Consider the following 14,216-nt stretch of genomic DNA (forward strand, 5'->3'; position numbering starts at 1 on the left):
TGGGCACTCCTTGCACAACCGCGATTCCAATCAAAATCAACCCGCCGCCAAGTGGCAGACGCCAACGTCCAAGGAGTGGCAGGTAACTGCTATCCATACAGCGCCCCCTAGGAGTACGTGCAAATTTCACGCAGAAACACAAGTTTTTGGGGTAAACGATTTCGCTCAAACCGCCATATTGTCGATCAGGCGAGTGGTACCTAGCCACGCCGCAACCATGAGGCGGGCAGGAGATAGCAGAGTATCAACTGGCTCGAGGGTAGATGCATCACGAAGGTCTAGATAGTCAATCGGAGCGAAACCAGCCTGTTCCAACCGGCTCTTGGCTGTGAGAAGAGTTTGGGAGACGGGTTCTCCCATCCTAAGTGATTCGGCCGCTGCACCTAAGACTCTGGGGATTGTCGCTGCGTTAATGCGTTGATCGGGGCTGAGATAGGCGTTGCGTGATGAAAGCGCTAGTCCATCCTCCGCGCGATCAGTTGGGCAGCCTACGACTTCAACGCCTGTGTCCAGGTCATGGGCCAAGCGTCGAACCATTGCGAGTTGCTGGAAGTCTTTTTCTCCAAAAATCGCCACATCCGGACGAACCTGGTTGAAGAGCTTAAGTACTACGGTTGCGACTCCCTCAAAATGTCCCGGTCTTGCGGCACCGTCTAAGTCGCGAGTAATGCCTGATACTGAAACGCTGGTTGAGTAACCCGCCGGGTACATCGTTTCGACATTCGGCGCCCAAACCAAGCTAACACCAGCGTCTTCAAGCAGCCTTAAATCGGTCTGTTCTTGGCGTGGGTAGTCCGCATAATCCTCATTGGGACCAAACTGACGGGGGTTTACAAAAATAGACACAACGACGTGCTCTACTCGCATGGAAGCCGCGTTTACCAATGCCAAGTGGCCGTCATGCAGTGCCCCCATGGTCGGCACTAAAGCCACACGACCACCTGTGCGACGAAGATCTGCAATTGCTGCTCTCAAGGAAGCAACAGTACGAGCGATTTGCATCTGACCGATGAATCCTTCTGCGCTGAAGTAGTTGTTATGCTGATACGACCGCAACAATATGGGATTGAAATGCGCCTTGTGCTGGAGCACACCCAGCTGGCGGCTCGCGATCAATCATGAGTCTGGCCTGCTGTAATCATGCAAGGTGTGTTGACCGGACGCTTACCAATGGAACTAACCGCAAGGCGGTTGACCACAGTTCTGCCCGCCCGGATCAACGCGGTAAAAATGGGAAGCAGAAGAATCATCAGAGGCTCATCCCGTAGCAATCACGCCGTCAGCAAGACAGGCGCAGATTGGCAAAACGCCGGCCCTGCCCCTTAGGTGGACGGGCCCAGATAGTACCCAACCGCAACGGCGTACTTGCCTACCTTGCGTAGCAGAGTGCTCTTCTGTTCGATGCGGCCGTTCGCGGGATTACGCCATGTGTAAGCAACCTCGCCCACCTCGTTGCTCTTCAGTACGTCCAGCATCTGCATGCCAATAGGCTGCTGGTCGGCAGACTGCAGAGCGCGGAAATCAGTACCCACAAGGCGCAAGTTGACGCCGTGGGCACTGAACTTCTGTGTATCCAGATCAACGACAAACACATAGAGATCGTCGCGGATGAAATCAGCATCCAAGGCATTGATACGCTCGATGGTTTTCTGTGCGTCGGCAGCGATCGCCGCGCTGGCACGCCCAAGAAGGTCAACTGCCGCAGACTTACTGGAACGGGGCATGTAGTAACCCGCAGCGAATACTTTCTCGCCGACACGCTGATAGAACACCCTTTTGCGCTCCGTCTTGCCATCGTTCCAATTCAGCCAGCGATACTCGGCACTACGCACTTTCCCATCCTCCGGAACAGACAGGGCCTCCTTGAAGGCCCTATCCAACTCACCGTCGAGAACGCTGCTGACGTTCCGCCCAACCAAAATGACCGAGGGTCCTCCGCTGGCCAACATCACCCCATTGGTATCCACGACATAGACATACATCTCACCGTCGACGAACCCGCCTTGGCGACTGAAGTCAGCCAACGCGGCCGACCCTTTGATTCTGTACAAGGCAACAGCCTTGTTCAGGAGCCGAGTCGCGCGTTCAGTTTCTTGCGCATAGTCTTTGTCGCTCTGCGCAAATGCGCTGGACAAGGAAGCCAGCCCAAACAGCAGCAGCAAGACGTCACGGAAAATTGACCACATGTGTGTCCCCACTCTTCAACTGCGGTTCTTCGACAATGGGAGCCTGCGCGCTCAAAGGTTACGGCCAATTATTTCTTTCATGATCTCGGACGTACCGCCATAGATTCGTGCGACACGAGCATCGACCCAAGCCCGACTGATCTTGTACTCGCTCATGAAGCCGTAGCCGCCGTGCAACTGGAGGAACTCGTCGAGTAACCTGCCCTGCATCTCCGACCCGAGCAGCTTCGCCATGGCGGCGACATCCGCCGGCAGTTCGCCGCGCATCACCTTGGCCAGGCAATCGTCGACGAACACCCGCAGCATGGTTGCTTGCGCCTTGGCCTCTGCCAGCTTGAAGCGGGTGTTCTGGAAGTCCAACACCGGCTTGCCGAACACCTTGCGTTCGCGGGTGTACTCAATGGTTTCCTCGAGCAGGGTATGAATCGACTGCGCCGCACGGATGGCAATGATCAGGCGCTCCCAGGCCAACTGGTGAGTCAGGTATTTAAAGCCCTGTCCCTCATCGCCCAGACGGTTGCTGGCCGGAACGCGCACCTCGTCGAAGAACAGCTCAGCGGTGTCCTGCCCCTTGAGACCGATCTTCTCCAGAAGACGCCCCTTGGAGAAACCCTTTCGCTCCTCTTCGATACAAATCAGCGTCAGCTCTTTGGCCGCCGGATTGAGCTTGGTGGCAGTGACCATCAACCCGGCATTACCGCCATTGGTGATGAAGGTCTTCTGGCCGGAAACGATGTAATCATCGCCATCGCGGCGCGCCAAGGTGCGCATCGAGCGCAGGTCGCTGCCGATGCCTGGCTCGCTCATGGCTATCACGCCGATCAGCTCGCCGCTGACCATGCGCGGCAGCCACTTCTGCTTCTGCTCCTCGGAGCCATAGGCGACTATGTAGGGAGCGACGATCTCCGAGTGGGTGGTGAAACCCACGGCGGTGGCATTGGCACGCGCCAGTTCCTCGATCATTACCGCGGAGTGGCCGAAATCGCCGCCGGAGCCACCATATTCCTCCGGCACTGTAGAGCACAGCAGGCCGAGCTCACCGGCCTTCAGCCAGACGTCCTTGGGCACGATGCCGTTCTTTTCCCATTCATGCAGGTGGGGCACGACCTCACGGTCGACAAAACGTCGCGCCATCTCGCGGAACATATTGTGGTCTTCACGGAAAACGCTACGCATTGCAGTCACTCCAATTCAGTCGGTGTCTCAACGATCCAGATAGTCCGGCTTGCGCTTGTCCATGAAGGCGGCGACCGCTTCCTGATGGTCTTCCGTGTGATGGGCAAGGGACTGGTATGCAGCGGACAGTTCCAGCAGAGAATCGAGGCGCATGTGCTGACCTTCACGCAGCAGGCGTTTGCACAGGCGCAGGGCATGGCCCGGGTTGCTGGCGATACGCTGCGCCAGGGAGTACGCCTCGGCCTGCAGGGTTTCATGGGTGCAAACCTGCTCCACCAGCCCCCACTCCAGCGCCTTGGCGGCGTTGATGGTGTCTCCGGTAAAAGCCATCAGGCTGGCCTTGGGGATGCCAATGATGCGCGGCAGCAGCCAAGCGCCACCATCGCCGGGAACTATGCCCAGGCGCACGAAGCTTTCGGCGAACAGCGCCGAACTGGAAGCCAGGCGGATGTCGCACATGCAGGCCAGGTCTAGGCCGGCGCCAATCGCCGGACCATTGACCGCGGCGATCACCGGGATGTCCAGCTCGTACAACGCCAGCGGGATCCGCTGGATGCCGTCACGGTAGGTATTACGCAGCTCATAGGGGGAGCCGGCGAAGATACCCTCGCGGCTACGCATGTCCTTGACGTTGCCACCGGCGCAGAAGGCGCTGCCGTTGCCGGTCAGCACCACGACCCGTGCCGATCGGTCCCTGCGCAGTTCAGCGCAAAGGTCGACGAACTCCTGGATCTGCTCCGGTGAGGTCAGCGCATTACGGGTTTCCGGATGATTCATGCGCACAGTGACGATGCCGCCATCCCGCTCAATCTGCAGAAATGGATTCATGGCGTAGGCCCCTCGAGTTCTGGTAGAGATTGTTTCGCATGCTCTGTGAGCAACGGCCAGTAGCCATCGCCACCACCGGCGCAGACCAGTTGGCCGATGCGTTGGCTCCACAGGCTGGTCGAGCCAAACTCGCTGCGCCAGGCCCACAGACGCCGCGACAGCAGGTGCAGCGAGTATTCCTGGGTGAAGCCTATGGCGCCGTGGACCGAATGGGCGATGCCGGCAGCGCTACTGGCCGCCTCGGCGGTGCTGACCTTGGCGACGGCGATCGTGAGAGCGGCCAACGCTGTATCCGACTCGACGAAAGCCGCTTCCGCAGCGATGCTGGCAGCGGCCGCCTGCTCGGCAAACACCGCAAGCTGCTGCTGGATGGCCTGAAAAGCGCCGATCGGGCGACCAAACTGAGAGCGCTCGCCGGCGTATGTGGAAGTCATCTCCAGCAGCGCCTGCGAGGCGCCGGCGATCTGCGCGGAACGCAGCAACGCACCACCCAGCAGCAGGACGTCAGCCGGGACACCTGGCGGCAAAGGCGCGCTGGCGAGCACCGGGGCCGAACTGAAGCGCAGGCCGTCGCGCGGCTCGCCAGCCACGTTCAGGCCCTCGCTCTGCTCGGCCGCCTCAGCGCGTGCAAGCAGGACCACGCAGGGCGTGCCGGCGTCATCGGCAATGGCCACCACGGCTTCGGCGTGCCGTCCCCAGGGCACGTCATGCACGGCGCCATTCACCTTGCCATCACACAGGCTAAGCTGAGCATCGGCGGCAAAGCTTAGGGCGCCGCTCTGACCTTCGAGTCCAGCCTGACCGAGCAGCCAATTGGCCACCATCGCCTCGCCCAAAGGGATAGGCGCGGCAAACCGTCCGACGGCGCGGACCAGCCCATAGAGTTCGGCCCAACCAGCCTCGGCGCCCCCCAGGACCTCCGGTACGCCGGCCATGGTAAACCCGGACTCCTCCACGGCGGTCCACAGTTTGGCGGCCCATACACCGTCTTCGCAGCCGAGCACGTATTCCGGCGTGGCCAGATCGCCGAGCAGACGCTCGATGGTCGATTCGAATAGTTCTCGCATGATTATCGCAACCCCAGGCCGCGCGCGATGATGCCGCGCAGGATTTCGCGGGTGCCTCCGCGCAGTGAGAAGGACGGCGCCATCTGCATCAGATAGGCCAGGACCCAGGCATACTCGCTGCCGCCACTCAGGCGCGGCTCGGCCTCGACCAGCAATTGAGCGACCTCGGGAATCTCCTGCTCGAACAGATTGCCCAAGTCCTTGACGCAGGAAGCGGCCCAAGTAGGGTGCTCGCCGGCGGCCAATTGCGCGGTGACCGCCAGCGACATGTTGCGCAGGGTCACCAGCTTCGCCGTGAGGCGGCCGATTTCGCGGCGTTGAAGAGCGTCGGGGGTACTACCCAGGGCGTCGACAAGTGTTTTCAGCAACGCCATGCAGCTCAGGAAACGCTCTGGACCGCTGCGCTCGAAAGCCAATTCGGCGGTCACCTGCTCCCAGCCCTTACCCTCAGCCCCAATCAGCGCATCGGCGGACAGCTGGACGTTGTCGAAGAACACCTCGTTGAAATGCTCGCCGCCGGCCAGGTCACGGATCGGGCGGATGATGATCCCCGGTAGGCTGAGGTCGACGATGAACTGTGACATCCCTTCATGGCGTGCCGCCTGCTTCTCGCCGGTACGCACCAGGGCGATCATGAATTGCGAGTGCTGGGCGTTGGTGGTCCAGACTTTCTGTCCATTGAGTAGCCAGCCGGCCTCGTTGCGCTGGGCCGATGTCTTGATCGAGGCCAAGTCGGAACCGGAGTTCGGCTCGCTCATGCCGATGCAGAAGTAGCTTTCGCCACGGCAGATGGACGGCAGGTAGCGGTCTTTCTGCGATTCACTGCCGAAGCGGTTGATCAGTGGCCCACTCTGCCGATCGGCAATCCAGTGCGCCGACACCGGCGCCCCCGCAGCCAGCAGTTCCTCAATGACAACATAACGCGAGAAGGGCCCCGCTTCGCTGCCACCATACTGCTTCGGCAATGCCATGCCGACCCAGCCGCGATTACCGAGCTTGCGACTGAAGTCCGCATCGAAGCCCATCCAGGACTGCGCCCTGGAGGTCGCAGGGTACTCGGCGAGATTGTCCTTGAGGAACTCCCGTACTTCGCAGCGAAGCGACTCCGCCGCGGGAGGAATCCTGCTGTAGGTAAATTGAGCAATAGACATGCGTACTCTCGAAAACTGGCAGGCAATCGAACCTGTACGCCCTCTTCCGCCGTGGCGGCAGAGAGGACGTCAGGACCCCCTCAGAGAGCGGTGCCGGCATCCGCCTTGGCGAACATCGCATTGATGTCGCCGGAGGTGACCGGCTTGCCGTCATCACGCCCATGGTCGGCGCCACCAAGGCCGAGAGCCGGCTCGGTCTTCACATGGGCGGCTTGGGCGCGCAGGGCGCCGACGGTGCAGTTCTCCCGGCCGAGGATGGCGAACGGATCGTAGGAGAACTCGCGCATGGCATTTAGGTGGGTGACCTTGTCGATAGTTTCCTTGGGCAGGTGCTGCAGACCGACCCAAGCGCTTTCCGGCGAGTGCGGCCAGGTGCAATCAGAGTGCGGGTAGTCACTTTCCCAGGTGACCATGTCTTCGTTCATGAACCTCAGGTTCTGCAGACCGAAGTTGTCTTCGATGAAGCAGGTGATGAAGTGCTTGCGGAAGATGTCGCTGGGCAGCTTGCCGCCGAAGTTCGAGTTGGTCCAGGCGTTGTGGTGGCGATGGGTGAAGTCGGCACGCTCCAGCAGGTAGGGAATCCAGCCGATGCTACCCTCGGATAGGGCCATGCGCAGGTTGGGGAACTTCTTCCACATCGGTGCCCAGATCCAGTCGGCTGCCGAGTTAGCGATGGAGATCGGCATGGAGGTGATCCAGGCGTCGATCGGCGACAGGTCGGAGGCGTGGTTGGCCTTGACCCCAGTACCGATGTGGCAGCAGATCACCACGTTATTGTCGGAACAGGCCTTCCACAGCGGATCCCAGTAGTCGCTGTGAATCGACGGAAAGCCATGCATCGCTGGGTTATCGGACAGCGACACGGCATGCACGCCCTGCTTGGCGAGACGCTCGACTTCGGCGGCGGCGGCCTGCATGTCCCACCAGGGCACCAGCATCAGAGGGATGAAACGACCCGGCGCGGCATTGCACCAGTCGTGCAGGTGCCAGTCGTTGTAAGCCTGGATCGCCGCCAGGGAAACCTCACGGTCGGCATGCACCTGGAAGCGCTGGCCGGCAAAACCGGGGAAAGTCGGAAAGCACAGCGAGCCGAGCACGCCGTTGGCGTTCATGTCGTCGACACGGTCGCTGATGTTCCAGGTGCCACGACGCATCTGCTCGTAGCCCAACGGCTCCATGCCGTACTCCTCTTTGGGCCGGCCGACCACCGAGTTGAGGCCCATGTAGCCGGTCGCCTGCTCTTCGAAAACCCACACGTCACGCTCTCCGCGCTTGACGACATGGGGCTCGCGTCCCTTGAAGCGGGCAGGCATGTGGCGAGCAAAGGCATTTGGCGGCTCGATGGCGTGATCATCGACGCTGACGAGAATCAGATCTTCAACCTTCATTGTTGTTTTCCCCTTCGCTTAATGGGTTCTTGAAGTGCCTTTGATCATAGTGCACGCCAGAAAAAAACTAAACACTTTTTTTAATTATGTTCAACTAATCAACGTTCCCGCAGTCTTTCGCCCTCGCTCCCCCGAGAAAGCACCGCACGAGCGGGGCAGGTACTGCTGCCCCTACCCCACCCAGCAATACCACTCAGTCCCAAATCACATGCACGTGATGAGGGCCGCGCAACTGCGCCCCGACGATCTCCGGAGCCGGCTTGTCCGGATCGAGACGGATGTTCGGCATCAGGTCAAGGATGGCGTTGAGCGCACAATTGATTTCCGTCTTGGCGACGAACTGGCCGATGCACATATGCGGGCCGAATCCGAAGCCGAATGAAGGTTTGGCGCGGCGATCGATGTTGAACGTATCGGCATTCTCGAACGCGTCCTCGTCACGGTTGGCCGAGGTGACGATGCACGAGACCATGGCTCCCTGGGGAATAGCCACACCACGGATCTCCACGTCCTTGGCCGCCTGGCGCACCTTGAAGGTGGCCACCGGCTCGTAGCGCACAGCTTCATCGATCGCCTTGGCTACCAGGCTGCGATCCTCGCGAATGCGCGCCAGCAGCTCCGGCCTCTCCAGTAGCAATGTCATCAGCGTGCCGAATGTACGCGTGGTCGTTTCGCTAGCCGCGGGCAGCAGCGAGCGGACGAAGGTGGTGATCTCGTGATCGTCCAGCGAACGGCCTTCGTACTCGGCGCGAATCAGCCGACTGATCAGGTCATCGCCTGTGGCGCCCTGGGAGCGGCGCTGCGCCACCACCACCTTGACCACGTCGTAGAGTGCTTGCGCGGCCTCCATAGCCGCACCGCGCGCGGCCGCGGCTTTCTCGGGGTCGACCTGCGGGCCGGCCAGAATTGCCAGGGCCCAGGCGGCGTACTGTTCGATTTCCTCGGGGCGGTCCTCGGGGAAGCCGATCAGCGAGTAGATGACGCGGATGGGGAAGTACAAGGCGAACTCCATGATGTCCGCACCCTTGCTGGCCACCATGGGCTTCAGGTACTCCTCGCGGATGACCCGGTCTATCTTGGTTTCCTTCCAGCGATTGACCGTCTCAGGCATGAACACCGGCTGCAGTAGGCTGCGGATGTTCTTGTGCGCCTCACCGTCCATCGCCGTGAGGATCAGGCCATCGAAGAACGAACCGAGCCCCTCGGCGATGAAACCGCTGGTGAAGTTGGTCGCATCACGCATCACAGCCATTACGTCGTCGTACTTGAACAGGGTGAAAGCGGGGCGGTCAGGATCTAGCCCAGCAATCGACGGTACGCCCAGGCGCGCCATGAAGTTCTCCGGGAGAACGGGGGTTTTCTCCCGCATTTCGCGATACACCGCGTGCAGATCGATGTCGGCGCCACGGTAATTGCTCGCGACATTGGCGAAGACCTGCTCCAGATTGCTTTGGGACGGGGCGGACATGGACATCTCCTTTCTTATTGTGCACTGTCGGAATGCATAGCCTAACGGGGCCGTGCCTTACCCGGCATCTTAGGCATTCACCGCCTACAATTGAACGCTTTTTTACATTATGACTAACAATTCAAGAAACCCCACGAGACCAAGTGGCGACAAGCAACTAGGTCAATAGGCCTGCTGGACATAAGCCATACGGCCACCAGCCAGCATCAGGGCGCAGAACATGTTGATCTCAGTCACCTGCGCCGAGCTGAAGAACTCCTCCATCCGCGCATAGTGCCCATCGTCGATGGCCATGTAGTCGCCGGCGAACAGTTCGGCAAAACGTAGGGCCGCCCGCTCGGCGGGCGTGAAGCGCTCACTGTCCGTCGCCAGGCAGGCGATGTCCTCTGAGCTGACCGCGTCGGATTTGCGCGCCAGCTGGCAGGCCTGGCAGGTGGTGATGCTGGCGATCTTCAGTCGCAGCAGTTCGCGCAGCCGCTCGTCCAGCAGGCTGTCCCGGTAGAAGCCGCTCATCAACTCCAGCCAGGCCTGCGCCAGGGCCGGGCGGTGTGCCCAGACCTGGACCGGCCTGCTGGAGCTGAGCATGCGGCTTGCCCGCCCCAGGGCGATGGCATCACGCAGTGCGGCCGGCATCTCGTCCAGCGGTACCATGGGAATCCGCGGCATGCTCAATCGAGGCGCTCGATGACGGTCGCGGTGCCCATGCCGCCGGCGCAACAGATTGCTTGCAAGCCATAGCGAGCGCCACGCCGCTCCAGCTCGTTGAGCAGCGTGGTCATCAGCCGCGCACCACTGGCACCGAGCGGATGGCCTAGGGCGATGGCACCGCCATTGACGTTGAGCCGCTCGTGCGACACACCGGTTTCGCGCATCCAGGCCAGCGGCACCGAGGCGAAGGCCTCGTTGACTTCGAACAGGTCGATGTCGTCGATGCGCAAGCCGGCCTTCTCCAGCACCTTATAGGTGGCGGCGATCGGTCCGGTGAGCATCAGCGTAGGGTCGGCGCCCACGGTGGTAAAGGCGCGAATCCGTGCACGAGGCCTGAGCCCCAGACGTTGCGCCGTTTCCGTCGACATCAGCAGCAACGCCGCCGCGCCGTCGGAAATCTGCGAGGAGTTTCCGGCAGTGATGCGCCCACCCTCCGGGCGGAAACTGGTTTTCAGGGTCGACAGTCTCTCCCGCGAGGTGTCGCGGCGAATGGTCTCATCGGCACGCAACGGCGCTGCGGGTTCGCTCAGGCTGTGCTCGCGCAGAGCTTCGACCGGCACCTCGACGATCTCGTTAGCGAAACGCCCGGCATCCGCCGCGGCCGCCGCACGGCTGTGACTGGCGAAGGCATAGTCATCCAGCTCATCACGACTGAGCGACCACTTGTCGGCTATGCGTTCGGCGGCCTCGCCCTGGCTGGTCAGCTCGTAGCGCTCAGCCACCATCCAGCCGAAGGCGTCGCCATGGATCTCACGGTTGCTACCCATGGGCACTCGGCTCATGCTCTCCGCCCCGCCGGCGACCACGATGTCGGCGGAGCCGGTGGCGATGGCGCCGGCGGCAAGATGCACTGCCACCTCGCCAGAGCCACATTTGCGGTCGATGGTCAGGCCGGGAATGGTCACCGGCCAGCCGGCGCTGAGCAGTGCGGTGCGGGCGATGTTGGCCGACTGCTCGCCGATCTGGGTGACACAGCCGAAGATCACGTCATCGACTTGCACGGGCGACAGATCGACGCGCTCCAGCAACTTGCCGATCACCAGCGCACCCAGATGGTCGGCACGCACACCGGCCAAGCTGCCACGGAAGCGGCTGATCGGCGTACGCACCGCATCAACGATCACGATGTCTTTCATAGCGCACTCGCCTTAAGCCCAGAGCCCGGCACCCGCTTACCTTCTTCATAGCGATAGACGCCATGTCCGGTCTTGCGCCCCAGGCGGCCAGCGGCAACCATCTTGATGATCAGCGGGCATGGACGGAACTTCTCGCCCAGGGTCTGGTGCAGGTAACGCAGCACCGACAACCGGGTATCCCATCCGGTCAGGTCACCCAGTTCCAGGGGACCCATGGGGTGGTTGAAACCCAGGCGCAGGGCGGTGTCGATGTCCTCGGCACTGGCCGTGCCCTCTTGCAGCATGTACATGGCCTCGTTGCCGAGCAGCGCGGACATGCGGCTGGTAGTCAGACCCGGGGATTCGTTGACCACGATCGAAGTCTTGCCCATTGCGTCGCACAGAGCGCGCGTGCGCACCAGGACCTCATCGCTGGTCGCCAGGCCACGCACCAGCTCCACCAGTTTCATCTTGTGCACTGGATTGAAGAAATGCATGCCAATGACTTGCTCGGGAGCCGCCAGCGACGCGGCTATCTCGGTCACGCTTAACGCCGAGGTATTGGTAGCGATGATCGCACCGGGCGCCAGCAGTGGCTCGGCCTGGGCTACCACCGCCTTCTTCACCTCCAGCTTCTCAGAGACCGTTTCCACCAGAAAGTCCGCGCCCAGTGCCGCCTCGCTCAGGTCACCACTGGTGGCCAGGCGTGCCAGGGACGTCTGCGCCGATTCGGCGGAAACCTTGCCGAGAGCCACACCGTCACTAAGGATCTTGCCGATATTGTCCCTGGCACGGGCCAGCGACTCCAGATTGGTGTCCACCAGCACGGTGGGATAACCGGAACTGGAGAATCCATGCGCAATGCCAGTTCCCATTAGGCCGGCACCTACCACAACGACTTTTTCTTTTTTATCAATGGTCATGTTTCGCTCTCGATTTAGACGCGGGATTTCTCGCTCACCACGTTGCGCAATGTGCCTATGCCTTCGATGGTCGCCTCGACCACATCTCCCGGATTGAGGAACAATCCCGTACCCATTCCGACGCCGGCCGGCGAACCGGTGAACAGCACGTCGCCACAGGCAAAGCTGGAGCGTTGCTGGACGAAATAGATCAACTGGCCGACATCCCAGGTCATTTCGGCGGTCGAGCCATCCTGGCGGATCTCGCCATTCACCTTGAGGATCAGGCGCAGCTCGGGTGAGCCGGCTGGGAACTCGTCCTTGGTGACGATCCAGGGCCCCAGGCCGGTGGTGCGGTCCTGACTCTTGGCTGCAAACAGGTCCATGCCAATACCGGCCGGCCCACTACGCTGCAGGTCGCGCGCGCTGACATCGTTACCGACCGTGTAGCCCAGCACGCAGGCCAAGGGGTCCGTCAGGTCGATGTCAGCACTGCCGATCACCGCCACCAGCTCGACCTCATGATCGAGCTCCTCAGTCAAAGGGGGATAGCGAATCGCATCATGGGCGCCGATCAGAGCACCGTAGGCCTTCAGGAAGGCTACCGGCTGGGTCGGGCTGGAAAGACCGAAGTCCTCGGCCAGGTGCTTGGCGTAGTTGGCCCCCGCCACCACTACCCGGTTCACCGGCTCGATCGGCGGCAACAAGCGCACCTTGGATAACGGCAGTGCCGACCCGGACAGACGCAGCGCACTAATTCCAGCCCCTTTAGCCACAGCGGGTGCCCAAGAGGAAAACTCGCCGGTGATGGCGTGTACTTCGTCCCGTTCAGGATCGACCACAGCCCAGAAAGGGCCGGTCTCAAAATAGGAACAACGCGCCAGTTTCATCAGACGCCTACCTTGCCCAATTTTGCCGGATCGATATGCAGCAATTCGCAGGCATTCTTCCAACGAATCTTCTGCAGATCCTCGTCCGACAGGCGCAGCCCTTCGGTCAGGTCATGGCGCACGGCATCGCTGCCACCGAAATTGGAACCGTAGAGAATCCGGTCTGCACCAATGATGTCGACCAGGGCCTGGCGCATGGGCACCTCATGCAGCTCCACGTCGAAGTAGAAGTTGGACAGATAGTCCAGGAAGGGCTTCTTGTTGTGATAGACGTCGAGATTCGGATTGGTCTGCGCCAGACGCCCCAACTGGTAGGGAGCGAAGCCTCCACCGTGGGTGATGTAGACCTTCAGGTTCGGGAAGCGATCCAGCACGCCACCATTGATCAGGTACCAGAGGCACTTGGTTTCGTCATAGTTCATTCCGACGATGGCAGTGGTTTCGAAACGGTCGGTGTTGGCTCGGCTGCCCCAGGTCACGGACTGGTTGTAGCCATGCACGAAGATCGGCAGATCGAGATCGCACAACGCCTCCCAGACCGGATACAGCTCAGGCGAATCGAATTCCATACCACCGAAGTTGGAGCCGCCGGCCACCAGCCCCTTGGCACCCAGCTCGGTACAGGCGCGGCGGATTTCCTTGGCCGCCTCATGCGGTACGTTCAACGGCGCATGGGCCCAGAACATCAGGCGATTGGGCGCGGCCGAGCAGTAGCCGGCCAGCACGTCGTTGACCTTGCGGGCGAAAGGCACCGCGAACTCGGCCTCGGCCCAGTACATGTAGCAATGGCTCGGCACCGATAGAACTTGGGCGGTCTGGCCGGCCGCGTCCATTGCGGCTAGGCGGTGGTTCGGGTCGCGCCACTTGGCCATGTACTCCGCAACATTCAGTGTTTCGCCGCGGACATGCGCCTCGCGCAGCGCCTTTTTACGCTCCGGTGCCCCCAGGGTCAGGATCCAATCGCCCACACGCAGCTTGATATCGCCATCGGGCTGAGACTCGAAAGCAGGCCCCCAATAGGGGTGCTGGTCGTAGTAGTCGGGATGAGGCGCATGAGCGTGAAGATCGATAAGCATAGTCCGATACCTCTAAGGTGACATTTTTTGTGGTTGTGTAACGTGGCGCTCGCAGCGCGGCCGTCTAGCCGGACATACACGACTGAAGTGCACATCGGCCTGCTTTCAAGGCAGAGAATAAGTTTAAAATGATCATAAATCAAAAAACTGTTCATATTATTTTTTGATTTAGGCGAAGAGGTCGGTGCCAGAGCCTCGCTGCAGACGTGCAAGGACCCCGACGAGGCAACCAGCCGGACAGGAATTCAGGCGAAGAGAGAG

Annotated in this window: 13 protein-coding genes; all 13 read right to left on the reverse strand. The window is 61.0% G+C overall.

Annotated features, from left to right (window positions below):
• Nucleotides 1-165: 165 nt before the first annotated feature.
• Complete coding sequence (gene panC, locus FFS60_RS24985; protein WP_137823501.1) at nucleotides 166-1,002, reverse strand: pantoate--beta-alanine ligase; 837 nt, start codon at nucleotides 1,000-1,002, stop codon at nucleotides 166-168.
• A gap of 320 nt (nucleotides 1,003-1,322) precedes the next feature.
• A complete protein-coding gene (locus tag FFS60_RS24990) occupies nucleotides 1,323-2,186 on the reverse strand; it encodes a cache domain-containing protein (RefSeq protein ID WP_137823488.1) in 864 nt (287 codons plus the stop codon).
• A gap of 51 nt (nucleotides 2,187-2,237) precedes the next feature.
• On the reverse strand, nucleotides 2,238-3,362 hold the full coding sequence (locus FFS60_RS24995) for an acyl-CoA dehydrogenase family protein (protein ID WP_137823489.1): 1,125 nt from the start codon (nucleotides 3,360-3,362) through the stop codon (nucleotides 2,238-2,240).
• Between the two features lie 27 nt (nucleotides 3,363-3,389).
• On the reverse strand, nucleotides 3,390-4,190 hold the full coding sequence (locus FFS60_RS25000; RefSeq protein WP_137823490.1) for a crotonase/enoyl-CoA hydratase family protein: 801 nt from the start codon (nucleotides 4,188-4,190) through the stop codon (nucleotides 3,390-3,392).
• The gene (locus FFS60_RS25005) at nucleotides 4,187-5,257 is read right to left on the reverse strand and encodes an acyl-CoA dehydrogenase family protein (RefSeq protein WP_137823491.1); all 1,071 of its coding nucleotides are present in this window, start codon (nucleotides 5,255-5,257) and stop codon (nucleotides 4,187-4,189) included. The genes FFS60_RS25000 and FFS60_RS25005 overlap by 4 nt, the downstream gene beginning before the upstream one ends.
• Nucleotides 5,258-5,259: 2 nt before the next feature.
• The gene (locus FFS60_RS25010; RefSeq protein ID WP_137823492.1) at nucleotides 5,260-6,408 is read right to left on the reverse strand and encodes an acyl-CoA dehydrogenase family protein; all 1,149 of its coding nucleotides are present in this window, start codon (nucleotides 6,406-6,408) and stop codon (nucleotides 5,260-5,262) included.
• A gap of 80 nt (nucleotides 6,409-6,488) precedes the next feature.
• A complete protein-coding gene (locus tag FFS60_RS25015; RefSeq protein WP_137823493.1) occupies nucleotides 6,489-7,796 on the reverse strand; it encodes an amidohydrolase family protein in 1,308 nt (435 codons plus the stop codon).
• 193 nt (nucleotides 7,797-7,989) lie between these two features.
• Nucleotides 7,990-9,264 carry a cytochrome P450 gene (locus FFS60_RS25020; protein WP_137823494.1) on the reverse strand — a complete coding sequence of 425 codons (1,275 nt, stop codon included), beginning with the start codon at nucleotides 9,262-9,264 and terminating at the stop codon, nucleotides 7,990-7,992.
• Between the two features lie 162 nt (nucleotides 9,265-9,426).
• Nucleotides 9,427-9,930, reverse strand: coding sequence for a carboxymuconolactone decarboxylase family protein (locus FFS60_RS25025; protein ID WP_171016573.1), 504 nt, complete (start codon nucleotides 9,928-9,930; stop codon nucleotides 9,427-9,429).
• Between the two features lie 2 nt (nucleotides 9,931-9,932).
• Complete coding sequence (locus FFS60_RS25030; protein WP_137823495.1) at nucleotides 9,933-11,108, reverse strand: thiolase family protein; 1,176 nt, start codon at nucleotides 11,106-11,108, stop codon at nucleotides 9,933-9,935.
• Nucleotides 11,105-12,010: a 3-hydroxyacyl-CoA dehydrogenase gene (locus FFS60_RS25035; protein WP_137823496.1), complete on the reverse strand. Its 906-nt coding sequence runs from the start codon at nucleotides 12,008-12,010 to the stop codon at nucleotides 11,105-11,107. Before FFS60_RS25035 ends, FFS60_RS25030 begins: the two co-directional genes overlap by 4 nt.
• 14 nt (nucleotides 12,011-12,024) lie before the next feature.
• Complete coding sequence (locus tag FFS60_RS25040) at nucleotides 12,025-12,879, reverse strand: fumarylacetoacetate hydrolase family protein (RefSeq protein ID WP_137823497.1); 855 nt, start codon at nucleotides 12,877-12,879, stop codon at nucleotides 12,025-12,027.
• Nucleotides 12,879-13,955, reverse strand: a complete 1,077-nt coding sequence (locus FFS60_RS25045; RefSeq protein ID WP_137823498.1) for an amidohydrolase family protein — start codon at nucleotides 13,953-13,955, stop codon at nucleotides 12,879-12,881. The genes FFS60_RS25040 and FFS60_RS25045 overlap by 1 nt, the downstream gene beginning before the upstream one ends.
• Between the last annotated feature and the right edge of the window lie 261 nt (nucleotides 13,956-14,216).

Origin of the sequence: Pseudomonas sp. D(2018) (assembly GCF_005502555.1) — a bacterium.
Lineage (GTDB): Bacteria > Pseudomonadota > Gammaproteobacteria > Pseudomonadales > Pseudomonadaceae > Metapseudomonas > Metapseudomonas resinovorans.